The sequence below is a fragment of the Saprospiraceae bacterium genome (assembly GCA_016719615.1).
Classification (GTDB): Bacteria; Bacteroidota; Bacteroidia; order Chitinophagales; family Saprospiraceae; genus Vicinibacter.
In genome coordinates, this window is the sequence record JADJYQ010000006.1 from 359848 (window position 1) to 385902 (window position 26055).

Annotated in this window: 19 protein-coding genes; 10 read left to right on the forward strand and 9 right to left on the reverse strand. The window is 37.7% G+C overall.

What is annotated here, in order from left to right; all coding sequences use genetic code 11:
• The first annotated feature begins 154 nt into the window (after positions 1–154).
• Entirely contained in the window at positions 155–835 is a 681-nt protein-coding gene (locus tag IPM92_14140; protein ID MBK9109472.1) for a hypothetical protein, read from the forward strand.
• Positions 836–847: 12 nt separating this feature from the next.
• Here the strand turns inward: IPM92_14140 and IPM92_14145 are convergent, their stop codons facing one another.
• Positions 848–1909: a serine hydrolase gene (locus IPM92_14145; GenBank protein MBK9109473.1), complete on the reverse strand. Its 1062-nt coding sequence runs from the start codon at positions 1907–1909 to the stop codon at positions 848–850.
• Positions 1910–2163: 254 nt separating this feature from the next.
• On the opposite strand from IPM92_14145, the gene IPM92_14150 reads away from it, so the two are divergent.
• From IPM92_14150 to IPM92_14170, 5 genes are all read left to right on the forward strand, one after another.
• Complete coding sequence (locus IPM92_14150; protein MBK9109474.1) at positions 2164–2619, forward strand: DUF1801 domain-containing protein; 456 nt, start codon at positions 2164–2166, stop codon at positions 2617–2619.
• A gap of 11 nt (positions 2620–2630) precedes the next feature.
• Entirely contained in the window at positions 2631–2807 is a 177-nt protein-coding gene (locus IPM92_14155; GenBank protein MBK9109475.1) for a DUF1272 domain-containing protein, read from the forward strand.
• A 33-nt stretch (positions 2808–2840) separates the two neighbouring features.
• On the forward strand, positions 2841–3401 hold the full coding sequence (locus tag IPM92_14160) for a GNAT family N-acetyltransferase (protein MBK9109476.1): 561 nt from the start codon (positions 2841–2843) through the stop codon (positions 3399–3401).
• A 256-nt stretch (positions 3402–3657) separates the two neighbouring features.
• Complete coding sequence (locus IPM92_14165) at positions 3658–4044, forward strand: GxxExxY protein (protein ID MBK9109477.1); 387 nt, start codon at positions 3658–3660, stop codon at positions 4042–4044.
• A 230-nt stretch (positions 4045–4274) separates the two neighbouring features.
• Complete coding sequence (locus IPM92_14170) at positions 4275–5504, forward strand: MFS transporter (GenBank protein ID MBK9109478.1); 1230 nt, start codon at positions 4275–4277, stop codon at positions 5502–5504.
• Between the two features lie 102 nt (positions 5505–5606).
• Here IPM92_14170 and IPM92_14175 read toward each other — a convergent pair whose 3' ends face one another.
• The 8 genes from IPM92_14175 to IPM92_14210 all read right to left on the reverse strand — a co-directional run bounded on the left by IPM92_14175 (position 5607) and on the right by IPM92_14210 (position 21534).
• Positions 5607–7361 carry a PKD domain-containing protein gene (locus IPM92_14175; GenBank protein MBK9109479.1) on the reverse strand — a complete coding sequence of 585 codons (1755 nt, stop codon included), beginning with the start codon at positions 7359–7361 and terminating at the stop codon, positions 5607–5609.
• Between the two features lie 49 nt (positions 7362–7410).
• On the reverse strand, positions 7411–10326 hold the full coding sequence (locus IPM92_14180; protein MBK9109480.1) for a T9SS type A sorting domain-containing protein: 2916 nt from the start codon (positions 10324–10326) through the stop codon (positions 7411–7413).
• Between the two features lie 692 nt (positions 10327–11018).
• Positions 11019–11603, reverse strand: a complete 585-nt coding sequence (locus IPM92_14185) for an HD domain-containing protein (protein MBK9109481.1) — start codon at positions 11601–11603, stop codon at positions 11019–11021.
• Between the two features lie 43 nt (positions 11604–11646).
• Complete coding sequence (locus tag IPM92_14190) at positions 11647–12957, reverse strand: DUF2236 domain-containing protein (protein MBK9109482.1); 1311 nt, start codon at positions 12955–12957, stop codon at positions 11647–11649.
• Positions 12958–13014: 57 nt separating this feature from the next.
• Complete coding sequence (locus tag IPM92_14195) at positions 13015–18117, reverse strand: AAA family ATPase (GenBank protein ID MBK9109483.1); 5103 nt, start codon at positions 18115–18117, stop codon at positions 13015–13017.
• 6 nt (positions 18118–18123) lie between these two features.
• Positions 18124–18978, reverse strand: a complete 855-nt coding sequence (locus IPM92_14200) for a class I SAM-dependent methyltransferase (GenBank protein ID MBK9109484.1) — start codon at positions 18976–18978, stop codon at positions 18124–18126.
• A 295-nt stretch (positions 18979–19273) separates the two neighbouring features.
• A complete protein-coding gene (locus IPM92_14205; GenBank protein MBK9109485.1) occupies positions 19274–20023 on the reverse strand; it encodes a response regulator transcription factor in 750 nt (249 codons plus the stop codon).
• Between the two features lie 140 nt (positions 20024–20163).
• Positions 20164–21534: a HAMP domain-containing histidine kinase gene (locus IPM92_14210; GenBank protein MBK9109486.1), complete on the reverse strand. Its 1371-nt coding sequence runs from the start codon at positions 21532–21534 to the stop codon at positions 20164–20166.
• Between the two features lie 428 nt (positions 21535–21962).
• Here IPM92_14210 and IPM92_14215 point away from each other — a divergent pair, with 428 nt between their 5' ends.
• The 4 genes from IPM92_14215 to IPM92_14230 all read left to right on the forward strand — a co-directional run bounded on the left by IPM92_14215 (position 21963) and on the right by IPM92_14230 (position 25929).
• A complete protein-coding gene (locus IPM92_14215; GenBank protein MBK9109487.1) occupies positions 21963–24269 on the forward strand; it encodes a hypothetical protein in 2307 nt (768 codons plus the stop codon).
• Between the two features lie 221 nt (positions 24270–24490).
• Entirely contained in the window at positions 24491–24739 is a 249-nt protein-coding gene (locus tag IPM92_14220) for a hypothetical protein (GenBank protein ID MBK9109488.1), read from the forward strand.
• Entirely contained in the window at positions 24739–25152 is a 414-nt protein-coding gene (locus tag IPM92_14225; GenBank protein ID MBK9109489.1) for a PIN domain-containing protein, read from the forward strand. The genes IPM92_14220 and IPM92_14225 overlap by 1 nt, the downstream gene beginning before the upstream one ends.
• A gap of 282 nt (positions 25153–25434) precedes the next feature.
• Positions 25435–25929, forward strand: coding sequence for a TFIIB-type zinc ribbon-containing protein (locus IPM92_14230; GenBank protein ID MBK9109490.1), 495 nt, complete (start codon positions 25435–25437; stop codon positions 25927–25929).
• The last annotated feature ends 126 nt before the right edge of the window (positions 25930–26055 follow it).

The following is a 26055-nucleotide window of genomic DNA, read 5'->3' on the forward strand; positions in this document are numbered from 1 at the left end:
AAGAACAAATCTAATACATTAGATCATTAAAGCCAATACTGATTTCAGTATTATTGCTTTAAACTAACATTGAAGGATGTATGAATTATAAAAGTCATTATGTGTTATCTCGTATTGTTTTATTATATTTATGAATCCATCAAAACACATTTTTATGAAATCTACTGTACAACATGATCCCTTCGAACTGATCCATTTTCTTTGGGTGCGGCGGAGCATTGGAATACTTGGCATTGTTTTTCCATTGATCCTAATTGTTGGAAATGCATTTTTATGTGCTGATAAAAAATGGCTTGATTCCATCAGTGCATATTATCATACAGGAATGCAAAACGTATTCGTAGGTATACTTTGTGTCATGGCTATTTTGTTGTATACCTATTGTGGTCCGAAAGGCGAGGATAAAACTCTGGCCAATATGGCAAGTGCATTTTGTTTTGGCGTTGCGTTTTTCCCAACAAAACTTCCGGATGGTGATTCAGCCTGTTTTGCGGGTTTAGGCAATGAAGTTTATTCACTTCATCTCCTGTGCGCAATTTTATTGTTTGCTTGTTTTGCCTGGTTTACTTTAATCACATTTAATAAAAAGGATGAACGCGGAGAGATTACAGCTGCCCGACTGCGTCAGCGGCCCTGGTTTAAACGCAGCGGATATGTCATTATCGGATCTATGCTGGCCATTGTTATCGGCTGGGGTATTGAAAAATACTTGCAGGTAAACATTCAATTTCCGCTCACATTAATCTGCGAATGGTTGGCGCTCACTGCTTTTGGAATCAGTTGGGTCATTAAGGGCGACTGGATCATATCCGGACATGTGAACGAACAGTTGTAAGTTTTTATAAGGTCACATTTTTGAAATGTAATTGTCAAACAGAGTCTGAGACAAATTACTTCTTTGTAAATTCCAGGCCGTAATCACCACGACAATATCGCGTTCTGGCCAAACAATGATGTTTTGTCCACCGGCACCACGTGCTAGAAATATTTTTTGCGTTCTATTATTTTCATCAGTTCTTAGGACAGGATGACTCCACCAGAAATAACCGTAATCATAAGATTTGTAAAAGCCATTAGGCTCAACATTTTTTACGTGTGGATGAACCGCATGTTTTACAAAATCATTTGACAATAGTTGAACGCCATTCCAACGGCCGCTTTGAAGATAAAGTTGTCCGATCTTCGCCATATCTCTTGAGTTTAATGAAATAAGGGCCATCCCATTGTTTTGTGGGCCGCCATTGCCCGGCCAAAACCAATAATTTTGAATGTCTAAGGGTTCGAAGAGATATTTTTTGGCAAAACTGTCGATGGACATTTGGCTGGCCATTTGAATTATTCCGCTGATCAACAAAGGAGCTGCATTGCTGTAATTGAAGATCAAACCCGGCGAGGTATCCATGGGTGTTTGTAAAACGGATTCATACCAGTTTCCGGGATTTGAAATAATTTTTCTCCAGCTATTGTTGGGATCATTCCAGTCGCCTTCTTTCCAGGACAAACCATGCCTTTGTGTGATCAGATCTTTTATGGTGATTTTATTTTTTAAGCTGTCTTCAAAGGAAGCGATATCGTAATGTTTCGAAATGGGCTCGTCAACAGAATGGATATATCCATTGTTTAATGCGCAACCCAGCAAGGTTGCGACCACACTTTTAGTTGCTGATTGCAATTGATGCAGGGAATCTTTTTTCCAACCATTGTAATATTTTTCAAAAACAAGTTTTCCTTTTTCGACAATGAGGACACTGTGGATGATGCTGTAATCATTATTAAGAATGGCATGATCCATTTCCATACATTTTGGATGCATGAAAGCAGCTGGACTTGGATTCTGAAAATCTATTTGCGCTATGGCAAAAAAGTGCAAGCAGAGTAAACTAATGGAGAGGAGGATTGGTTTCATCATTTTAAATATTCTAAAAGAACGAATAATTGGTGAATTTGTGATGTAAAGGCTTGCAGTTTTGATTCAGCTGTAGATTTGGTTCCCGAAGATTTAGCAGAAATCGATCTCTGCGCTAAATCTGCGAGATCTGCGGGAAACCCACGGATGTTGCTCTGACAACAAATCTCCTTAGACAACTTTTATATATTTTAATTTGTCAAGATCTAAATTTTAAAAATTCAATTTATCTTCGTGACCTTGTAAAGATCTAATATATGCAATCTAAAGCTAAAACCATTCAAGAATATCTAGCCGAAGTCCCCGATGAGCGGAAAGAAATTTTATCAGAAATGCATAAGACGATTGTCAAAAACATGCCCAAAGGATTTCAGGAAGTCATGAGTTATGGAATGATCGGATATGTAGTCCCGCACAGCCTTTATCCGGCAGGATACCATTGTGACCCTAAACAGCCACTGCCGTTTATGTGTTTGGCATCGCAAAAAAATTACATCTCTTTTTACCACATGGGATTGTATGCAGGTTTGTTGCTGGAATGGTTTACCAGTGAATGGCCCAAACATTCAACTAAAAAACTGGATATGGGTAAATGTTGTGTACGGTTTAAAAAGCCGGAGGACGTTCCTTTGAAGCTGATTGCAGAATTGGTCACTAAAGTTAGCCCCGAAGAATGGATTGAGGTTTTTGAAAATGCATTTAAAAAGAAATAAATTAGTTAGAGATGCTCGAAATGCGGACTGTTTGTGAAAAATGTAATACAACACTTGACCACCAAAGTGAAGCTTTCATTTGTAGTTATGAATGTACATTTTGTGGAAATTGCACAGAACAAATGCAAAATATTTGTCCGAACTGCAATGGCGAATTAGTTCAAAGACCAAAAAGATTTAATAATTAATCATACAATGGAGAGACCGCTTATAATTGCAGCATGTTAAACTTAAATTTTAATCCTTTTCCTGAAATTCGCACACAGGACATCGTGCTTAGAAATTTACGCATGGATGATGCCCCTGCAGTTTTTCATCTACGCAGTCATCCTGAAGTGTTGAAGTATTTAGACAGACCACCGGCAGGTTCCTTAGCGGAGGCTGAATTATGGATAGAGACGGTTCTTAAAGGGACCGCAGCAAATACCAGTATCAATTGGGCCGTATGTCTGCCTACTAACGAACGCTTGTTAGGCACTATGGCTTTTTGGAAAATTGATGAAACGAATCACCGCGCAGAAATAGGTTATACCCTGGACCCCGAATGGCAGGGCAAAGGACTGATGTCAAGGGCTATGCAGGAAGTACTGCTATATGGTTTTCACGTGATGAATCTTCATGGGATTGATGCCAATGTCAATCCGAAAAATCAGAAATCCATAAACCTGCTCACCAGATTTGGATTTCAAAAAGAAGCACATTTTAAAGAGAATTATTACTTTGATGGGAAGTACCTGGACTCAGCAATTTATTGTTTACTACGAGATTCAGCTAGACTATGATGGATTATGATGGACTATGATGCGCTATGAAGGGATTTTATGCGCGATTTTGGTAATGCTGGTGTTTTGGGTTGTTTGATATGATGAGAGAAATTGGATGGTCGATATTTTGTTTAATAAATTAGAATGAATCCCGATATTAAAAATACTTAGGTATTCATTACATTGATTGAGTTATGGCAATAATTTATTGAATGAGGGTTTGATGACGGTGTGATATAGCACAGCTTCATTATTTTTCAGGTTGAATGACATCATGAATAAACCTGAATATCTTGAATCTGAACTTACGGGAAAAATAATTTCTTGTGCGATGGAGGTGCATCGTAATATGGGAAATGGCTTCCAGGAAAAAATTTACCAGCGTTGTCTTGAAATAGAATTAAACCAACGAGGATTTACATGTAAACGGGAAATTCAATTAAGGTTATATTATAAGGGCATTTTTGTTGGAATGCGTCGTTTTGATTTTTTGGTTGAAGACAGGATCATGGTGGAATTAAAAGCGGTAATAAAACTAGAAAATGCTCACCTTGCACAAGCTATTAATTATCTCGAATCATCAAATTTAAAAATTGGATTACTTATAAATTTCGGAGCTAAAAGACTTGAGTTTAAAAGGGTCATGAAGCCAAATAAATAATTTAAAATTATAATCTTTTCATTATTAATTCAGAACCATAGTTATTTTTGTTTCTGAAACTTCAACATCAATTCGTTCAGTTATTATTTATTCAACCATGGCCCATCATAATCCATCATATCCCATCACAGGCAATCATAATCCATCATATCCCATCATAGGCAATCATAGTCATAATCCATCATAGTCCATCACAGTCCATCACAGTTAATCATAGTCCATCATAGTCAATGCATAGTTCATCATCGTCTAAAATTTTTAGCATACCGGTTCTTGTTGCCGCCTTAGGATATTTTGTAGATATCTACGATCTACAGTTGTTTAATATCATTGGCAGAGAATCGCTTGAGAAAGGATTAAAATTGCCCGCAGATCAAATTGCCCGATACGATTATCTTCTTTTTCTTTGGCAAATGGGCGGAATGCTGCTGGGAGGAATTGTTTTTGGCATATTGGGTGACAAACTGGGGCGAAAGTCGGTATTGTTTTCTTCGATATTAATTTATTCGCTGGCCAATATTGCCAATGCATTTGTTACAGACATCCACCAATACCAGGCAGTGCGGTTGATCGCAGGGTTCGGACTCAGCGGAGAGTTGGGAGCTGCTATCACATTGGTATCTGAGATCCTCGACAAAGAACGCAGGGGCTGGGGTACGATGATCATTGTTTCTGCAGGGGCTTTGGGAGCCGTTGCCGGAAACCTCATTGCCAAACAAACTGAATGGCAAATGTCGTATATCATTGGAGGTGTTTTGGGTTTGTTGCTGCTTGCATTTAGAGTAGGCACATTTGAAAGTGGGATGTTTGATAAACTGAAAAGAGATACGGTGCAAAAGGGCAATTTTTTTATGCTGTTTAAAAACAGAGCGATTTTTTGGAAATACCTCGCTTGTATCTTAATCGGATTACCGGTTTGGTTTGTCATCGGTATTCTCGTAAAATTTTCAGGAAAATATGCAGCGTTTCTGAATATTCAGGAACCCATCTCTGTGGGAGATTCCATCATGTATGCTTATATCGGATTGTCGGTGGGTGATCTTTTGAGTGGCTGGTTAAGTCAGGTCTGGCGAAGCAGGCGCAAAGTAGTTTTTGCCTATTTGATCTTCACATTTATATTGACGCTTGTTTATTTGTATTTAAAAGACATCAGCAGTTCTAGTTTTTATTTTCTCACCTTTGCACTGGGACTTGCAACAGGTTTCTGGGCCCTATTCGTCAGCATCGCTTCTGAGCAATTTGGCACCAATATTCGCGCAACAGCCACGACCACTGTACCCAATTTTGTGCGCGGTGCGGTGATTCCCATTACCCTTTCTTTTAATTATTTGCTCGAATTGTATGGAATAGAAACAGCCACCTGGATCGTTGGCGGTACCTGTTTGCTGCTGAGTGGAATTTCAACCTGGTCCTTATCCGAAACCTTTGCAAAGGATTTGGATTATTATGAGACGAGTTAGGAGGGCTAGACTAACAATTGTTTGTTTGAGGCTAATGGTGAAAGAAGAAGGAGAATTTTGATTATGGATTATGAAGCAAGGAGGAAGGAATCTGGCTAATGTTTATTGTTTAATAATTTTACAGGTTTTGATGTATTTTTCTTCTTCTACAAACTTAAATAAATATAGGCCACTTATTAAAAAACTAGTATTTACTATATTATTTCCTGTCTTTAAATGTTGGGAAAATACCTTTACACCTAATTCATTATATATATATACTTTTAATTTATTTGGTATATAATTTGTTATTTTAATATTCAAATATTCATGAATTGGATTTGGGGTCACTTGTAATGAATTGAAAATGGATATACCAATATATTCGTTGTTGGCATCAACCGTTCCAATTGTAATTTCCTTACATAATTTATGAGAACCATGCTTATTTGTAACGGTTAAGCAAACATTGAATTTGCCATTGCGTGAAAACTCATGTTTTGGATTTTGCTCTTGGCTTTCATTATTGAAACTTAAAGAGTCCCCGAATGTCCAACTCCAACTGGTAATATTAGGATAACTTAGATCAGTAAAGTTAAAGTTTAATCGATTTAAAGTATCTATCTCATATCTCCAATTTGCAATTGGTAATTTATTTATTCCAAGTGTATCACAAGGACTGTCTTCCAATTCGTACATTCTATAATGAGGAAAATTGGGCATTGATTGCCAATATGAGGATGGAAGTAAAATATCATGCTGTACAAAATTACATGCGTCACCTTTATTATCAGGATTGTGAATTACATGAAGAAAATTTGTTTGGCTACTAGTGTTTCCGTATATTTTATTGTCCGGTCCTAGCATCAATTGGTAAAAAGAAGAATTAAACGTATAGGGCAACTTAAAAAAGTCATTAGTATCAATAACAGTATATGAGTTGGACACATTAGACGGTCCTAATTCGTACTGATATAGAGTAAAATCCGCAGATAAATACAAATAATTACTATTTGGTGAAAAACATATACCTCGAGGGTAAAATCTTGTATCATTGACAGGGCGTACTAGTTCTTGATAATTTGAGAATAGTCCAGTACATCGGTCAAAATTAAATAAATGTACGCCATTTGATTCTGACATTATAGAATACCATTTACCATTAGGGGAAAATGCCGCTTGAGAAGTCCAGTATGAAAATGTCCATTTATAACCTATTTGTTGCAAAATTGGGCCCGTTATTCCAGTTGGAGTTAAAAGATATTTAAAAAAGTAATTGCTTAAAGTCTGATGCAAAATTATCCACCAATCACGACCATTTCCATGACGCACAGCTTGAATTGCACTTACAACTTTGGTTTTACCAATGATGTTATTTTTTGTAATTATTCGAGTTCCATTCATTTCAGAATGTAATAAAGTTGTCATGTAGACAATACCGGGATTACCATCTTCATCATCCCCTACATGAAAGAAATAAAATGTATCTGGGGAGAAACCAGGCAATGCCAATGCAAGTGATCTAGTAGGATAAAAGCCATTAGATCCATTGCAATAATTATTGTACGTTTCTCCTGGATTCAAAGTATCTCCATTCGGTACAATTTTATGATTCGAATTATAAATCGCACAGCCATTTGTATATGCAACTAATTTTCCAGCAGAATCACAAATGGAAGCATTTTCAACTAAGTCGCAATTAATTACAAAATAATTTAATTCTGGTTCATTGTGCAAAAAACTCATTATTGATCCTCCAAGATAATCAATAGGTTTATTAGGTCGATGACCAAATAACCAGATTTGGTCATATTTATCCTGAGCCTGAAGACAAATAGAATAAATTATTAAAGCTACTAAAAAATTAATTTCTTTCATGACATTAGAATACCGAGCCCAGATTAAATCTGGGCTCGGTAAGTTTATTTTATTTAATAAGTTGCTTATTTACTAGGCCTCCGTTACTTAGCATAACGCGAATATAATATACTCCAGGTAAATACTCCTCCATTTTTAGGCGTGTTGATAGAACATTGCCTAAATCTAAAGTATTTATCACAGTTCCTTGCAAATTTAATATTTGAATTTGTTTCATTCCTTTATCTGAACGAATTTCAAGTTGATTTGTGCCAACCGGAATTGGATAAATTTCAACCATCTTTGTTAAATCAATAAATTTGGTATGACTAAGCTCTAAACCTTCACCATTTAATTCACTTTTCTTAGTACCAATTAAACTCTCTTCTTCCTCTTCGTCAAATGGAAACCACACCCTAGCAAATAGCACAGCTATACCACCATCACCATAATCCTTATATGCAATTGTTTGTGCTGAATCATAGTCTTCCGAGTCAACCACATTTAAAATGACTTTCATTGCAAATTCATTCATAAATTTAGAATACGTTTCCCAAACTGAATCGGTAGAAATGGCGCTGTTAATCGTCATTAAGGAATCATATACATCTGAGCGATAATCATAAATCAAATCAATTAAACTATCTTCGATTATTTTCAAACTAGATACAATAAGTAAAAAAGAATCTAAAACTGCATTATAGTTTGAATCCGCTTCAACTGAATCTTGCCAAAAATAATTTTCATTTAACGTGTCAATGGAGTATAAATATATTTCTCTTCTTTCTCTTAGGCCATCCAGAGTATCTTTAATTCCGGTCGGAATTTCAAGCTTAACCCTAATTTCATTTAATACTTGGCTCAATCTACCTTCTGTGGAACTCCTTTTACCAATGAAATAATCCTCTGCTAGAGTATCACACTGAAGTTTAATAGTATCTGTCCAAATATTATATAATTGTTCGAAATCTGCATTATATCTATATAGGCCCGCAACAGGACCACCAGAATAATTGCCCTGAAAGATTGCTGTATCGTGATCTGAAAATCCAAATATCCCTACACATGTATCAGCAAACGAATCTTCAATACAATTATTTGGAGTATTACCAGAGAAATAAAACCAACCCGAACCTGGCTGTATACCTGTTGTTGGAAGCTTAGTGCAGTGATCAGTTTCAATATCAAACCTAGATTTAGTAGGATCACCATAATTTTCCCCTGCATATGTGTTTGCTGAGAGGGGGCAATCCCAAACATTCCCTCGACGGTCCTGCGGCCCTATAAGTCCTGGATCATTATTGGAATAATTTACAATCTTTAAACCACTCGAATTATCAAAAGTACTTGTAGCCAAAATAGTTTTATCGCATCCCCCTTTAAATAAAAAACTCTCAACAACTCTATCAAAAATATTCCCGCAATAAAAAACTTTAGGAAATGTTTGGGCCCAAAAACCAAGATTCATTGTCTTGGTGTTATTAGATTTAAATAAACTATTAATGACTCTATGATTCCCACCTAATTTATCATGTGCTGTAATCGCATTTCTCATACTAAGTCGAGATGAATTATCAAAATCGAATGTATCGGTATCAATTTGGATAAAATTAGAAGTAAAACAATTAAACTTATAACCACAAACCATATCGGCGGTTGATATAATATAGGTTTTGTTTGCATTAAACCTTATGCTTTCACTTCCATAGGATAAACCGCTTTCTACAATCCAAGCACTAAATGCATTCGTATTGGAGCCACCAATATTAAATTTATTTCTATAAATTTCCGTCAACAATCCTGCGCCTCCTGATGGCCGTTGCAACCAAATTCCATAATTCTCTAAAGTGTTAAAATCAGATTTCGAGGTTTGAAAATACCCTGAATTCATGTTAAAGGTATTATCCTTTATTATTGATTTTTCTGCATTTATTGCATACTCGATGAAGATTCCATGAGTACAATGATTAAACGAAGATTTTTGAATATCAATAGGTGATGCATAAGAATGAATACCAGCAAAATATACATCATTAAAAATTCCTTTTACACATTTTATAGTTGATTCTTCAGCATAAATTCCTGCTCCTAGAAAATCTATGGTAGATCCATATATGTTCTCAAAATTACAGCCATTAACTGTAACATGCGATTTTTGAGCAACTATACCATAAACCAAATATTTAAAAGTATTTATGTCATTTTGGCGTCCGATATTTATGGAACAATCATTTAAGAGAAATCCGGCATAAGGTGTTTCTGCATCATAATGATCTTCAACATCAGAATTATAAAATGGTCTCATTTCATTAGAAAGGTCGCCCCTAAATATGTTCTTACCACAGACGCCTAACCTAATAGTATTTTCAGAGTTAGTTATGCATACATAATTTAAGCTAAATATATTATCCCATAAGGACATATTAACTTTTGAGTTTACTTTAATCGCAAATTCAGCGTCCTCAATTTTGCATTTTATAAAATTAAACACATATGCATAATTACACTCTATACCTCTCCACATCTTATCGCAAGAAAAGAATTTGCAATTGACAAAATAATAAAATCCAATATCTGGTCCATTATTTGGGTCTATTTCTGCGAATTTTATTTTTGCACCATTACCCATTTGGAAAATAAGACTATTACCCCTAAATTTATGGTCTATTACAAGTGTTCCATGTATCAAAAAAGTGATGCCAGTTGGAGGTACAATTATGCCATTTCCATCAGGAGAATAATAATCAGTTATATATGAAATAGAAAATTCGTCTTCCCCAATAACTTTAACTCCATCAGGATCGGTACTTCCATAGATATCACAAAGCCTTGTTCCTGTAAAGGAGTGCTTATTTTCTTTGCCAAAAAAACTTCTACCATCTTTCCAAATAAAAGGAGAATTTATTTCTGGAAAAGCAAAACCAATTTGATTTATTAATATCAAAGTTGGAATTAGTATACGATTAACACAATTATTGATTTTCATAATTTGTAATTTAAAATTTTAATAATAAAGACAAAAATGAGCATCCTGAGTACATTCAATTAATATGAATATATATTAGATAAAAGGTAAATGAGGATGCTTAGAAAGCTGATTCAATTGTTTTTGGATCGCACTGTATTTCTTTGGAAGAGTTCTAGCGTTATGTAAACGGTTATGGAGTTCTTGAAAGAATTAATCGGTGTGTGTCAAATGAATCAGCTTTTAATAGCCGGGTGGAGTAAGATCTTGTTTTAGCATTTTTTTAGATTTAAGTTAAAGAAATAATTAAATAGTCGTTTCAATGGAGTTTTATATTTCCTCAGCTTGTTTAATTATTGTAAAACAAATGTAAAACTTTATAATAGGGCTACAATACTAATATTATTCATTACTTCAGCCAAATAATTTATGTTAAATTTTTTGCTTCAAGCTAAAATTCAGGGTTTACCCTGATGAAATTCTCAGGGTAAACCCTGAGAAAAATGATATTGTTAAAAATATCGCTACTGAAAATAGCATTGATCTGAACAATTGTTACAGATTATGAATTAAAACAAACCGATAAACACAAACTAAAAAGAAAGGCAAGTTTATTCCTTCATTTCCAATCGTATAATTTCAAATTAGTATAACTATTCTCCAAACTTGGTAGAGCAAACAACCAACAACTAACATCCAGAAACTAAACTCCCTCACTCCCAGGCCCATTTCTTCTTAATCTCCTGCAAATAAATTTCTTTTTTCGGTGCGCGGTATTTTTTTGCAAATTCCGTATGATAGAAATGTTTGGTAAGGAAATTTACCTGAAGGCGATCCCAGCTCTCTTCATCTTTTACGACTTTGTAAGCAAGGAATTCTTTGTAAAGCGTTTGACTAATTGGATATACGTCGCTGCGTCCCAGATAATCGAGGTCGGCATCGCAAATGATTTGTTCGAGTATGTTTTTCGGACTTTGAGGAATGTTGGTTGCCATAATCATCTTTGAAATTCTTTCAATATCCTTTTTAGAATATCCCATTGCAGGGAGAATTTCTTCCGCATATACGACACTGGCTTCTTCATGGCCATTGTATGTCCAAATGATTCCGACATCGTGTATAAGCGATGCCGTACGCAACAAATATGCATCTTTGGCAGGAATGTTCAATCGTTTGATGTATAAATTACAAACGTTTAAAACATCCAGCGTATGGTGCAGACCATGGTATGTCAATTGTTTGGGAAGCTCCTGTTTAAGTTTGGAAGTAATGAAGCTTTTTAGTTTCCGAATATTCATCTCTTAATCATTCCTGTGCTCAAATATAGTTTCAGTTTCATACTTATTTACCCATGACAGCCTGGTCCTCTACATCGAGATTAAAGCCACCGAGATCCCATTCTTCATACAACAAATTGTTTTCAAAGAAAAATGGTTTTTGAGGATTTAGCGAGTTGCTGGCTTCAAAATTCTGAAGATCGCGTTTGCTCAATTCGTTGAGAATAATTTTCGACACCGTTTCCAATAAATTTGTCTTTGGATACCGGCTGTATTGCTGATCGAGTCCAAATCGTTTACATACAGCATAATTGATGATGCGACTCAGCCAACCATTGCGTATGGTGTTGTTTTCGCGATGAAATAATGTTTGCCAGATTTTCAAAGAGGTTAAAAAATGTGCAATCATGTCAAACATGTGATCACCGAAAGTGGGTTTATGCAATCCCAATGATTTCCATGCGCGTTTATCGTTGATAAAATAATTGGTGATGTCTTCCAACATTTCAATGGATAAAGTTTTATTCACCATTTGTCCGAGCGATTCCAATAAAGCACGCGTAAGTACGGGTCCATCTTTATTGACTGCGTTACTTTGTCTGTGAAGTATCGTTTTGTATTGATCCCATGCATCTTTGTAATCGGGCACATAAAGTTCTTTGCAAATACCCATGGTTTGTCCGATATGTTGCCAGGTATGCAATACGGCTTCACGTTCGTCCGGATAGAGGTGAATACCCATTTCATCGAGCCCCTGAATCATTGACAAACTAAACAAATGATTCGTCAATGCCAGATCCTCCTGATTGATGGGCACGCCCAGATATTCCATATTCCATTTCCGCTCAGGTCGGGGATCGTTCATTAAAGCCATTCTCATCCCTGCATGCATCAATCGCACGCGTTGTATGGATTCTAATCCGGGATTGCCGGGTTTGTGCCAATTGACATTGTTGACTGCGAAAACATATTGCGCAGTTTCCATAACTCTGCGTGCCGCAAAATCTACTAGCAGTTTTGTACTTTCAAGTACATGCCCCGGTTTCGGACACATATAACCCGTTGGAAGTGCTTTGAAAAATAAAAGTCCGCAATAGCAGAATCCATAATTATTAAAAATCTTTGCCGATAGATCAAATTTCTCCTGATCTTCTTTACAGATTTCTACATTTTCAGTAATTTGAAAATAATCACTCACTTCTTTCGGAAAATCTTTCAGATCCAATTTATGATTTCTGCTGATGATTCTTAGCTCATCGATGATTTCTTTGCTGTTTTTATTTTCCCAAAGTGCTTTTGCTGCGCAGTCGGCCACAGAATCGCCTTTAAAACGCATCGTATCGAGAAACTCATTGGTCCATTTGGATTTTGTCATCTTTTATTTGATTCTATTTTTGGTTTACAAAATACATATCGAGTTCGCCTTTGTGTTTCATATTAATTTTACCTCGGTATTCAAAATCAAATTGATTTTTTGTTTTTCATAAGTAGCTACCGAGACATTGATCTTTCCCGGAGCACCGCTGCTTTCCATTCTTGAGGCGGTATTGACGGAATCGCCCCAAATGTCATAGGCAAATTTGTGTAAACCCACGACACCCGCAACGACCGGTCCGGTGTGGATTCCAATGCGCACTTCGCAAAAAGGCAAACCATTTTCATGGCGTTGTTTATTGTAATTGTTTACAAACTCGAGAATTTCAAAAGCAGCTAATATGCAATTAGTAGCATGATCCGGATTTGATCTTGGCAATCCACTCACACACATATATGCATCGCCGATGGTTTTAATTTTTTCGATGTTGTATTTGGCGACAATTTTATCAAATGCTTTGTAATGGTGATCTACGATCTCAACCACTTCTTCGGGACTCAATTTCTCTGACATGGCAGTGAATCCTTCGAAATCAGTAAACATGATGCTTACTTCATCGTGTTTTTTAGGTTTGCTATAACCGATTTCTTTCAACTCGTTTGCAATTTCCTCCGGAAGAATGTTGAGCAATAGTGAATCTGTTTTCTTCTTTTCTTTTTCGAGTTCGACATTTTGTTGCACAATGGTTGCCGTACGTTCTTCCACTTTTTGTTCGAGATTTTGGTAAAGCTGAGCATTTTCAAGTGAAACTGCCATTTGTCCGCTCAACAATTTCAACATCTCAAGTCTGGCAAATGTAAATACATGTGAACTGGCATCATTATCGAGATATAAAATTCCACTCAATTGCCCTTTGCTTAAGATGGGAAGACAAAGAACCGATCGCGCTTTAGAAGTTTTTAATTGTGGATCAAAACTGAATAATGCATCTTGTGAAACGTCTTCGACGATGATGGCTTCTCCGGTGTGAAATACTTTGCGGATAATAGCGTGAGAAATTTCATTGACCGTTTCGAGCGGGACTGATTTAATTTCACAAGTAAAAGCATTTTGCATTTTACTACTCGCATCCAGGTATAGTGTATTGTTTCTCGAGCGAATAAAATAAGCATTTTGCGCGCCAGCATTTTCAATCACAAGCATTAATAATTTCTCGAGCAGTTTTTCAAAAACAACTTCTTCAGACAAAGTGGCAGCAGCCTGCATCACACTTTTCAAATCAAGCGATGAAGAGCTGACGGCACCTGGTTTGGATTTAGCATCTTTCGTATCTGAACCGAGAAAAGTATATCGTGCATTTAAAGATCTCACTTTATGGGGTGCACCCCATTTTTGGTATTCAAGCAGTGCGAATCGCAATTGATTCATGGCTTTATCCTGCTCTTTAGCATGGAAATACATATTAGCCATACGTTCGGCAACATAGGCACTCATATAAGTCATATTGTTTTCTTTAGCCAGGCGGGCTGCATTTTCAAAACATGCAGTGGCTTCTTTGATTTGATTATTGATCAAATGATCTTCGGCTTTGGCCAACTGGTATTTAGCACCATAATTGGAGGGGGCATTCTCTGCCCATTTTTCCAATTGGTCCAGCTGTTGTTTTCTCGTTTTTTGTTGTTTGCCTTGTAAAGTTTTTCCTTCGAGCAGAAGTGCATTGGCTGCAAACAGCATGAATATCTTTTGTTCCGGCCATTCCGGTAAACCCAATACAGCTGCCATCAAGGGTACTGCACGTTCTGCATAATCATATGCTTTTTGAAAATCGCCCATCAGGCAATGGTAAAATGCTTTTGCGGTGTGGTAATTGGCAAGAGGTAAGGGTAAGTTTTGTTCGACCGACATTTTTTCCAGCATTCGGGCATGAGCTTCGTCCTGAAGTAAATCGCCGAAAACCTGATCATCGGGAAGTTTGTCGCGCAAATCTGTTAGCACGCGTGCCCAGGCTAACATTTGATGGTAGGAAATACTGGATTGTATATTTTGAGAAAATCGAATATAGCCTCTCAATTTTTCATAAACGCTGTTCAACTCCTCACCCATGAGGACCTGGCAGCGATTAACAAAGGTAACAGCATAACCAGCATAAATGATATCATTGTATTCAAGGCCGACGTGATGTGCTTCTCTTAAATTTTGTAAATAAGACTTATAGGGAAGACGCCAATGCGCAACGCAACCTTCAGCAATGACCAGAACTTTGGAACGAAGGCTTTTATTTTTAAATTTTTCATTAATGGCCATACCCAATTGGGCAAAAGCATATCCATTTTTATAATCGCCGAGTTGTGCGCTGATCACGTAACCATAAAACGCAAAAGCGAGCGCCGATTCTATGGAGTTGCCGTATTTGATAGACAAATTGACCATCCGCAGAATCTTAAAAGCTAATAAGTTTTGTTTTTGTAATAAATAGCAGGGGCCCCAAAGATTCATGAGGATTTTCATGGTTAGGATTATTTTCTCATCCTCCATGTTTTTATTTTCTAATAATTGTTGCGTCGATTTATTGCGTAAATTAAATTTCACCGTCAGTAATTCCTTCATGACATGCAGGGGTCCTGCATTTAAAGGCAAATTCATGTCCAGCAATTTTAAACCCTGTTTGGCTGCTTCCAGTGCTTTCTCGTGCCTTTGCGTATTTTCGTACAAAGCCATTTTGCGCGAAAGGATATCGGCTTTGGCAATGTGCGTTTCTGCCTCCGACAAAGCTTCGTCGAATAGTTTTTCAGACGCTTCGTAGTTGCCAAGCAAGTATTCGCATTCTGACCTGCTGATCAAAAGTGATTTAAACAATTCAGAATTTTGATTGGACACCAACAGGGCCATCCCTATTTTGAAATAATTTGCTGCAGGCCTGATGGCATTGTTTTTGAGTGCTCTTTTTCCTGCTCTCAGATTTAATTCCGCAAGTTCATTTTTGTCACTAACATCCGTTAGTAACGGAAAGCCAACATTCAAGTGGTTCAGAATGTCAAACAATAGTTCTTCGAGTGCAGGGCCTTCGGCTTTATTTAAAAGTAGTTTTCCGATGTGCAAATGTTTCGAAATTCTGACTTCTTCTGAAAGCATATTGTATGCGGCCTGCTGAATGCGATCGTGCTGAAACCGGAAAGAATAATTGGGCGTTTGATTGTTAAAACTAAAACTATTCCATAGGTCGTCGCTGTGAAATTTTTGCCAACTGCCTATCGGACTAATAAATTCATTGGAAATGATTTCTTGTAAATATTCTGCACACCTCTCTTTGGTATTTGTGGATACAAGTACCAATGAATCCAGATCAAATGTGTTTCCGATACAAGAAGCCAATTGAATTAATTCCTGAGCCGGTTCAGACATTTTTTTAAGTTTCCCCAGGATCAGATCCACGACATATTCCGATAACTCCATATTACCTATGGCATCCAGATCATATACCCAACAAAGTAATTCCCGATCGAAGGTGATGATCTTCTCTTCGATCAATTTTTCGATGAATTGTTTTACAAAAAAGGGATTCCCGCGCGTTCTGCGCATCACTTCTTTGGCCAGCGGTACCGTTGCCTGTGTGCTCATGCGCAGTGAATCTGCAATCAGTTCATTTACGTATTTAAGATCGAGTTCCGAAAGTTTAAGTTTATGGATGTTGTGTTTAAATTCTTTTTCGAGATGATGCATGGTCATCGATAGCGGATGAGCTGCATCTACCTCATTGTCCCTGTAGGCACCAATGAGAAAAATATTATTCAAATGGCTCGATACCATAGCCGATAATAATTCGAGCGAACCCGAATCGGCCCATTGCAAATCATCCAGAAAAATGACTAATGTTTTTCCGTTTTGAGGAATGACTGATAAAAAATTTAAAAAGGTATTGAGAAATCTTCTTTTGCCATCCATGGCACCGATATCCGGACTACTTTGTTGTGGACCGATTAATTTTTCGAGATCCGACATCAAACCGGTCATTAATGCACCGTTGGAATCTACCGCTTTTGAAATCAGGCTTTTCCAAACATTCAATTGTTCGTCACTTTCACTCAGCATTTGTTGCAAGAGCTGGTTGAAAGCCATTGCAAAAGCACTGTAAGGATATTCTTTAGTAAACTGGTTAAATTTTCCGCTAATGAAATATCCATTGGCTTCGAGTACCGGTTTGCGGATCTCGTTGATCAGTCTTGTTTTTCCTATACCCGAATAACCTGATACCAAAAACAATTCCAGTTGGGTTGATTTGATATTGCCCCAGGCTTTGAGCAACATTTCGAGTTCTTTATTTCTTCCGTAAAGCTTTTCTGAAAAAGAAAATAGACTCGTATTGTCTTTTTCTCCTAAATGAAATAATTCGATCTCTCCGTTTTGTTGCCACTGACGCATGCATAATTCAAGATCGGAAAGAATTCCTTCTTCACCCTGATAGCGATCTTCCGAATTTTTCGCCATCAGTTTCATTACGATGTCACTGATGATTTGTGGAATATTCGGTCTTACTTGTCGCGGCTCAATCGGACGTTTCGCGATATGTGCGTGGATGAGTTCGAGTGAATCGGTATAGTTAAAAGGTTTTCTCCAACACAATACCTGGTAAAGAATAACACCTAGTGCATAATAATCTGATCGGTAATCGACCGTGCGGCCAACCCGGCCGGTTTGCTCGGGGGCGATATGCCACAGCGGACCATAATAATTAAATTCGGAATTAAATTCGGGACGTTCTCTTAAAACCCGGCTGGCAGAACCCAGCGTACACATTTTCATGTTGAGCGTTTCCGGAGAGATCAGAATATCTTCAATCACAAATTCTTTAACGAGAATTTTACGCTGATGCAATTCTTTGAGCAGTTGCGTGAGGCGGATGGCCAATTGCAGAAAAAGAGGTACCGTGAATTCTTTGTTGCTGATGTAATTGACCAGAGGAATGCCATCGAAGTATTCTTTAAAAACGACAAAGCCCGATTGGGTGAGCACCATGTCAAGGGCTTTCATGCTGCAATCGGAAGAAATGGACTGGTTGATTTCAAAATCATTTTTGAGATAAACCATATCGTCAAGGCTGGGCTCAGCCTCTTTCAGGACCTGTGCAAGGATTAAGGAGCTGAAGCCCGGTGGTTGCATTTCATAATACTTGCAACTGAATGTTTCAAATTTTGGAGTTTTAGGTAATTCGAGTTGAAGCATGTTTCTTTATTTTTTTTCAAATTGAAGGACCCTATATTCCCAAAGACCTTCTTTTAAGCTTTTGTATTGGTAGAAAGTCGACCACATATTTTTTCCCTGAACTTTTGTGCGTAAACCAAATAAGCGCAGCACAAAATGGCAAACCAATCCCGGATAGAAATAGTAATACAACCTGCGTGCCGATTTGTAAATATTTCGGCTAATGTCGAAATTCCCGGTCAATTCAAGACCGACATTTGATGCCTCCTCAAGGAATAAATGCCAATAGGAGAAATCGGGGATTGCCCAGGTTTGAGCCCATTTCTCCATGAGATATTCTTTTTGGTGATTTTTACTTTTTGCCGTCCTGAAAAAGTCGGCTACAACCAAACGTCCACCTGGTTTTAATAATCTGTATGCTTCACGGAGAAATTCCGCTTTGCTATTGGCATGACAAATGCTTTCAATACCATAGACTCCATGAAAAGAGTCATTTTCAAAATTTGTGTGACAATAATTCTGCACCGCAAAATGAGCCTTGCCCAGCAACGACCGCTCGTTTGCATTTTGTTCTGCTTTTTTACATTGCTTATCACTTAGCGTTATCCCCCAGGCTTCGCAATTCCAATGTTGTGCTGCGTACAAAACGCTTCCACCTACTCCACATCCTGCATCGAGAATGCGATCACCCGATTTCACAATCAGTTTTGAGAGTACAAAAGCATTCATGTTTTTGAGTGCATCGCGAAGCAAGCCCGTTTCTTCAGTCCAATAGCCATAGTGCATCGCTTGTTGTTCGCTTAAATGCCATAACAAGCGGTAATCACTTTCACAGGTATCGTAATATTTTATAATATCTTGTTCGCTTACGTGTGCAGACATGGGGTATAGGCTTCAAGTGGAATGCAAAATACGACAAGATTAAACAGGAATAACAGGATTTGACAAGATTACCATGATTGGAAGAAGATAGCCAGAATTGAGAGAGACTATTTTGATAAAGGAGTTCCTAAGGAATTAAATAACTTAGCTATATAAAATAAGCATATCCTGTTGGGACTAAATCCTGGTAAAACCTTATACCTAAACTCAACCGGGCTGCCTTAGTTACGCAACAAAGAAAGTTGGACCCCCGAACCCCTTTAGCCTTAAAGCTTTTTTGCTTTTTAGCTTTCTCTCAAAGTTCTGAACCCTCTTCTCCTTTGATGATCATTCGGAAACCATTTCCATGAATGTTGACGATCTCGATGTTTTCATCTTTGGAAAGGTACTTGCGGAGTTTGGTTACAAACACGTCCATGCTTCTTGCGGTAAAGTAATTGTCTTCGCCCCAGATTTTGCTGAGTGCTTCAGATCTGGGAAGGATGTTGTTGCGATATTGCGTGAACATGCGGAGCAGCAGCGCTTCCTTTGGAGATAGTTTGATTTTTTCAGTGATCTCTTCGTTTTCTTTCAAATAGAGAACGCGTAAGGGAAAATTAAAACTATATCGTCCAATCGTGTATTCAATAGTATCATCATCAGGATCGTCCTTTTTAATAGTTCGCTTCAGAATGGCCTGAACGCGAAACAGCAGTTCTTCAGAGTTGAAGGGTTTGGTCACATAATCGTCAGCACCAATTCTAAATCCTTCTAGAATGTCTTCTTTAAGGGTTTTAGCAGTCAAAAAGATGATGGGTACATCCGAATTTTTAGACCGGATGTCTTTGGCCAGGGTAAAGCCATCCTTTCGGGGCATCATCACATCTAATATGCACAGATCATATTGTCCGCGGCGATATTTTTCGAATCCCTCTATACCGTCAATGGCCAGATCAACTTCATAGCCGTGCATTTCGAGATAAGACCGGAGTACATCTCCAAAATTGCGGTCGTCTTCGACGAGTAATATCTTAGTAACTATTTGTGTATCAGTTTGAACGCTCATAATTGAAGTGGTTTTTCTTCTTTTAGAACGTTTCGGATGTTAAAATGTACATTAAGAAAAGCTTAAAATTTTAACATTTGCAGGATTTAGGGACTTTTGATCTCAAGCCAATACAATCTCAGCCGAAGTTGGAGGAGGGCTTAAGGCTGAGGAGCAAGCGGAAACGTCAAGGTAAATGTACTTCCTTTACCCAATTCACTATGCAGCTCAACCTTTCCACTGTGAGCTATCGCCATGGCCTTGACATAACTTAGTCCAAGGCCAAATCCTTTAACGTCATGGATGTTGCCGGTCGGTACGCGATAGAATTTTTCAAAAACGAGTTTTTGAGAATCGCGGCTCATGCCAATGCCCTTGTCAGTTACGATGACTTCAATAAAAGCGCCCTTATTTTTGGTTTTAATGCTGATCTCAGGTTTTTCGGGGCTGTATTTATTGGCATTGTCAAGAAGATTATAAATAATATTCGTCATGTGAACGGGATCTCCCATCACTATTGGGTTGAGGGCTTCAAGACTGGTTTCAAGGATGCCTTCGCGTTGTTGTACCTGGAGGTCGATGTTGGCAACTGCCTGGTTGATGATGTCGTGAAGATTGAGCGATTTCAGATTGAGTTTAAAATCGTGTTTGTCGAGCAGGGCCATTTGTAATACTTTTTCAACCTGGCTAAGCATGCGGCGGTTTTCCTGTTTGATGATATCGACAAACCGTTTGATTTTATCAGGCGTGTTGATGATGGTCGGACTGCAGATGGAATCTGATGCGAGAGATATTGTAGCGATCGGAGTTTTAAATTCGTGCGTCATATTGTTGACGAAATCGTTTTTGATTTCAGATAATTTTTTCTGTCGAAAAATCACGATGACTACATAAGAAAAACAAACTACGATCAAAATGATGAGTAACAAACCCAATACTGCAAGGGGCCACACCGAACGCCATAACCAGGTTGTTTTGCTCGGAAAAAATATCTTCAAACTACCGGGACTACCGGAAATACTGGTAAATAAAGCCACCTCGTATTCTGAATTCTGCAATAGCGTTTCTAGAGAAAAACCCGGATCAGAAGCCCGCGTATGTTCTCCGACATCAGCTTGATAAAATCCATTTAAGATAATCATTCGGTTACGGAAATTATCAAATACACCAAAAGAATAATCCAGATCGAGATTCATATCATCAAATTCCTGCATTAGAATTTTGCGGAGAAATAAAGGATCAATTCTTTTTTCTAAAGGATATTTTTGCAGTCGGATCTCGCGATCGATGAGTTCGATTTGTTTTTGTTTTTCATTCCATTCCTCTAGCAAAAAAGTCGAGCTGAAATTCACGCTGGGATCATGTTTTTCAAGCTTTGCAGCTACCCGGTGTAAGGATGCAATGATACTTTCATTAAATTGCTCTTCTTTGAGATTCACAGACCAATTGATCCAGTACAACTGTACGATAGCCGTTCCGATCAATGCTATGGCCATCAACCCGATCACGATCCATATTGCTCTTCGACTCATCTGTAAGGAACCCAAAAGTCTTTAAAAAGATTGAATGGAGTATGTTTTTTAACGGCTATTTAACCGCAACGCTTTTTTGTAAGGAAATAATTAAGAAGTTATTTGGTCGAACTGCAAAATAATAGCTTGTATTACAGTTGATTAATGATTAAATTTTTTCGTTATTTCAAAATATTTGAAATTTTTTCACAAAATATTTGGTGTTGTAAAAGGAAATATGTTTAATTTGCATTAGCTATTGAAAACGTCGAACAGCCTAATAGATACCATTTTTTTATAGCTGTTTGACCAATAAAGTGATTTGAAATTTTTAGGGTGTTCTCATAGTGTTATTTAAAGGATCGGCCCTCCCAGGGTCGATCTTTTTTTATGCCCTGATCAGAATAAAAGATTCACACCAACGTTTATTAGAGATGATGCGAATATGGATGCTTCTGTTTATTTCCGGCTGCCTGTACCTGAACTCTGTAGCTCAAACAAATTTGGCCATTGGTGCGTGGCTTACGCATCTGCCCTATAACTCTGGCAATCAGGTCACAGAAAGTGACCATTTTGTGTATTACGCAACGGATTACGGAATTTTAAAAGTCCACAAGAGTGATTTCAGCTTTGAACGCATCAGTCGCACAGAGGGATTAAGCGGTACACAGATTAATGCCATTTATTTTCATAAAGCAAGCCAACAATTATTGATCGCATATTCGAACGGCGTCATCGATTTATTAGGAGACAACGGAGTGCAAACCGTTGTAGATATTTTAAACTTTAACAACATTCCTGTTGATAAAACCATCAATCGAATTACATTGATGGACGACAATAATGTCTTTATCAGCGGACATTATGGCTTGTCCCAACTCAATGTCAATAATCTTACTTTTAAGTTCACCCTGTTTACGCCCAATATTAAAGTCTATGATTGTGCGGTGGCCGGAAATTTTTATTACATGGCCACAGAAAATGGATTGTACAGTTTCGAAAACAATGGAACAGGTATCATTCAGGCACTGAGTTCATGGACGCTTTTGGGAGGAATGCAGGGTTTACCACAAAATTCGGCATTTTTACGCGTGGCAACTTTGGACGATGAGATTTATGCAAATACATCCAAATCTATTTTTCAAGCTATACCCGGGCAAACTTTTGAATTGTTTTATGCAGACCCGGCATATGATATCAAATACCTCCGTGCCGGAAACGAACACTTGTTAGTTGGATTGAAGTGCAAAAATGCATGCGCAGATCAGCTTGCTTTTTTTGATGCAACAGGTAATTCTGTTTTTGCAAAAGCCGGATGTGCGGATCAAAATCTCGATGCTATTGAATCAGAAAATGGAAACATCTGGATCGCCGATACCCGCTGGAGTTTTCGATTTACAAATTCCATCAACGAAAACTGCAATGAAATTTGGGTGAATGGACCGCTGTCGAATCGCGCCTGGGAAATCGCGACCCTCAATGATGCGGTATATGTTGCTGTGGGTGGTGTTGATGCCACTTTCACCCCAAATTACAACAGCCAGGGAATTGCGAAATTTGAAAAGGGAAATTGGAGTATGATCAATTCCGGTACGGAACCGGATTTACAAAATTTTTCAATCAGTGACATTATCCGCGTCGTGGAGTCTCCTGATAAAAGCAAAATTTATTATGCCAGCTCCGGAAAAGGTTTGATCGAATACAACCGTACAACAGACCAATATAAAGTTTACAATAAAACCAACTCCCCATTAAAAGGCACTGTTGGCGATACCGGAAATATTCGATTAAGCGGACTAGCTTTTGATAAAAAGGGGACTTTGTGGATTACCAATTATCTTGCTCCGGTTGGATTGTTGTCGCTCGATAAGGATGGCAACTGGAAAGAATATGTTTTTCCGAATAACAGCAATTTATTTACCGAAGTAAAAGTCGATCAGAATGGATATAAGTGGATCATCAGCCGATTGAATGGCGGGGTGATGGTTTTTGACGAAGGCGATGCAAACAATCCCAATGACGATCAGCGCATCCAACTCACCAATTCAAATTCTGAAATGACTTCAAATGACGTGCGTACCGTAGAAGTGGACCTCGATGGAGATGTATGGGTAGGCACGGCAGAAGGCCCAGTTGTCTTTGAATGTGGATCTTCCATTTTTTCGGGAAGCTGTAAAGGCAGTCGAAGAAAAGTAGATCAGGATGGCATTATTTATTTTTTGTTAGCCTCGGAGGTGATTACCAGTGTTGCCATAGACGGTGCCAACAGAAAATGGTTTGGTACCAGCAACAATGGAATTTACGTTCAGTCTTCCACCGGAGAATTCGAAATTCACCACTTCGATATTGATAATAGCCCACTGTTGGATAATGCCATTCAGGACATCGCCATAGACCCCAAAACCGGAGAAGCATGGATTGCCAGCAATGGCGGATTGCAGGTTTATCGATCTGATGCGACCCTTGCTAAAGACCAATTCACAGAGACACCACTTGTCTTTCCCAATCCCGTACCGCATGACTACGAAGGTCCTATCGCTATTCGCGGACTTGCGCGTGACGCCAGATACAAGATCACCGACTTCAGCGGTCGCCTTGTTTATGAAAACTTTGCCAACGGTGGTCAGGCTATCTGGAACGGTCGCGACTATCTCGGCCGCAAAGTAGCCTCAGGCATCTATCTCGTCTTTGCCAATACAACTCAGGATTTTGAGACTGCAGATGGATTGGTGACGAAGATCGTGGTAGGCCGGTAGGAATTTATTCCGATATTTAAACTTATGGCGCAAGGAGCATTCACTCATCATGTGATCAATAGTTTATTGGAGTTTACTTATGAATCGAGTATGAATTATTTTGACTATTTTGTTAAGTGAAAATTGTGCAGGATTCAGCCTCAAAACAGAAGGTCTTCTTAGCTTAAAATTTTTGTTTTTACTATTTTAATACGTATATTTGTATATAAATAGATACGTGTATGGATACGAAGCTCACGCTTACGATGAACAAACAAGTGATTCGAAAAGCCAAAAAATATGTAAAAACTTCAGGCCGCAGCCTTTCGGACCTTGTTGAAAATTATTTAAAAAACCTAACATCTTCAGATTTGACTGAATTTGAAATCAGCCCAAAAGTAAAGTCTTTAATGGGAAGTATTAAAGTTCCTGAAGATTTTGATGCCGAAACAGTTCTTACGGAAGAACTCATCCGAAAATATAAAAAGTAATGGATCGGATATTTGTTGATACAGATGTGATTATTGATTTGTTAATTGATCGAAAACCATTCTCAGATCAAGCTGCAATCATTTTGTCACTTTCTGAATATGGAAATTTCAAGGTTTATGTATCCGCATTGACATTTGCCAATTGCTATTATATCCTACGAAAGTTTTCATCACACCAGAAAGTAATATCCAAACTCGTACAATTGTCTCAAATTGTTGAAATAATGAATGTCACAAAGGAATCTATTCTATACTCGCTACATTCCAGTTTTAAAGATTTTGAAGACTCCATACAACATGAAACAGCCAAAAGTGATACCCAAATTAAATTGTTGATAACCAGGAATATTAAGGATTATCGCAAAAGCAATTTATCCATATTAAGCCCTGAGGATTATTTAAAATCGTTATAAACCTTAGGAATTTTATTTACTATATATTCTAATTTCATAGGCGTGTTCATCCAGATTATATTCTAAAAGCAAAGGCATACATGATCATTGATTGACAAGGATGCAAACCAAACTTTCATTTTTGTCAAATCCAGTCATGGGAAAGGAAAAAAATCATTCCAAATAAGTTACTGAAAAGGACATTTTTACAAGTAATCAAAAAATGCATATTTTAAAAGTCCACAATTAGAAACCATTAAAACATAAAATAAATTTGCCCCGCATTCTTAAGTAATCATAAAAGTGAGCAAGCAAACTAGATCCAAAAACAGCTACCATACCACCTTATACCAATTGGCAAAAGACATTTGGGTAGTTTGTCCTCAATGTGAAAAAAGGGCTATCATAGATACCGGAGGATTTCACAGCTTCGAAAAAACAAGCCATACGATCAAATTGGTTTGCAGTCATTGCGGACATAATAAATATCTCGAGAACGTAATACACAGGATAGACCCCAAACAAAAGCAGGGAAAAGTTTTAATTTTTGGCGAGCCGATAGATCCCTTTTTTCATATACCACTTTGGCTTCAGTCAGAATTTGAAGGCAACATTCTTTGGGCCTACAATCTCGAACATCTCCAGTTACTAGAAGAGCATGTTGGAGCTAAATTGAGAGAGCGCAATCAACAAAATTTTAATGTAAGAAGTTTAGGGGCAAGGCTACCCAAATGGATGACCGCAGCGCACAACCGGGAAGCCATACTCAAACAAATCCAAAAACTAAAGGCTAAATAATAAACTAACGAATGTTAGATTATTTGTTTTGAGCCCACACAAAGTAGTCAAAACAATACATTTCATTAAAACAATCCTGACGCATCCTACAAATCACATTTAATCATAGTCCATCCTAGATAATCC

Bases quoted from the DNA above. Each gene is read 5' to 3' on its own strand.
- IPM92_14140 (MBK9109472.1), top strand. From the start codon at position 155: ATGAAATCTACTGTACAACATGATCCCTTCGAACTGATCCATTTTCTT.
- IPM92_14145 (MBK9109473.1), bottom strand. From the start codon at position 1,909: ATGATGAAACCAATCCTCCTCTCCATTAGTTTACTCTGCTTGCACTTT.
- IPM92_14150 (MBK9109474.1), top strand. From the start codon at position 2,164: ATGCAATCTAAAGCTAAAACCATTCAAGAATATCTAGCCGAAGTCCCC.
- IPM92_14155 (MBK9109475.1), top strand. From the start codon at position 2,631: ATGCTCGAAATGCGGACTGTTTGTGAAAAATGTAATACAACACTTGAC.
- IPM92_14160 (MBK9109476.1), top strand. From the start codon at position 2,841: ATGTTAAACTTAAATTTTAATCCTTTTCCTGAAATTCGCACACAGGAC.
- IPM92_14165 (MBK9109477.1), top strand. From the start codon at position 3,658: ATGAATAAACCTGAATATCTTGAATCTGAACTTACGGGAAAAATAATT.
- IPM92_14170 (MBK9109478.1), top strand. From the start codon at position 4,275: ATGCATAGTTCATCATCGTCTAAAATTTTTAGCATACCGGTTCTTGTT.
- IPM92_14175 (MBK9109479.1), bottom strand. From the start codon at position 7,361: ATGAAAGAAATTAATTTTTTAGTAGCTTTAATAATTTATTCTATTTGT.
- IPM92_14180 (MBK9109480.1), bottom strand. From the start codon at position 10,326: ATGAAAATCAATAATTGTGTTAATCGTATACTAATTCCAACTTTGATA.
- IPM92_14185 (MBK9109481.1), bottom strand. From the start codon at position 11,603: ATGAATATTCGGAAACTAAAAAGCTTCATTACTTCCAAACTTAAACAG.
- IPM92_14190 (MBK9109482.1), bottom strand. From the start codon at position 12,957: ATGACAAAATCCAAATGGACCAATGAGTTTCTCGATACGATGCGTTTT.
- IPM92_14195 (MBK9109483.1), bottom strand. From the start codon at position 18,117: ATGCTTCAACTCGAATTACCTAAAACTCCAAAATTTGAAACATTCAGT.
- IPM92_14200 (MBK9109484.1), bottom strand. From the start codon at position 18,978: ATGTCTGCACACGTAAGCGAACAAGATATTATAAAATATTACGATACC.
- IPM92_14205 (MBK9109485.1), bottom strand. From the start codon at position 20,023: ATGAGCGTTCAAACTGATACACAAATAGTTACTAAGATATTACTCGTC.
- IPM92_14210 (MBK9109486.1), bottom strand. From the start codon at position 21,534: ATGAGTCGAAGAGCAATATGGATCGTGATCGGGTTGATGGCCATAGCA.
- IPM92_14215 (MBK9109487.1), top strand. From the start codon at position 21,963: ATGCTTCTGTTTATTTCCGGCTGCCTGTACCTGAACTCTGTAGCTCAA.
- IPM92_14220 (MBK9109488.1), top strand. From the start codon at position 24,491: ATGGATACGAAGCTCACGCTTACGATGAACAAACAAGTGATTCGAAAA.
- IPM92_14225 (MBK9109489.1), top strand. From the start codon at position 24,739: ATGGATCGGATATTTGTTGATACAGATGTGATTATTGATTTGTTAATT.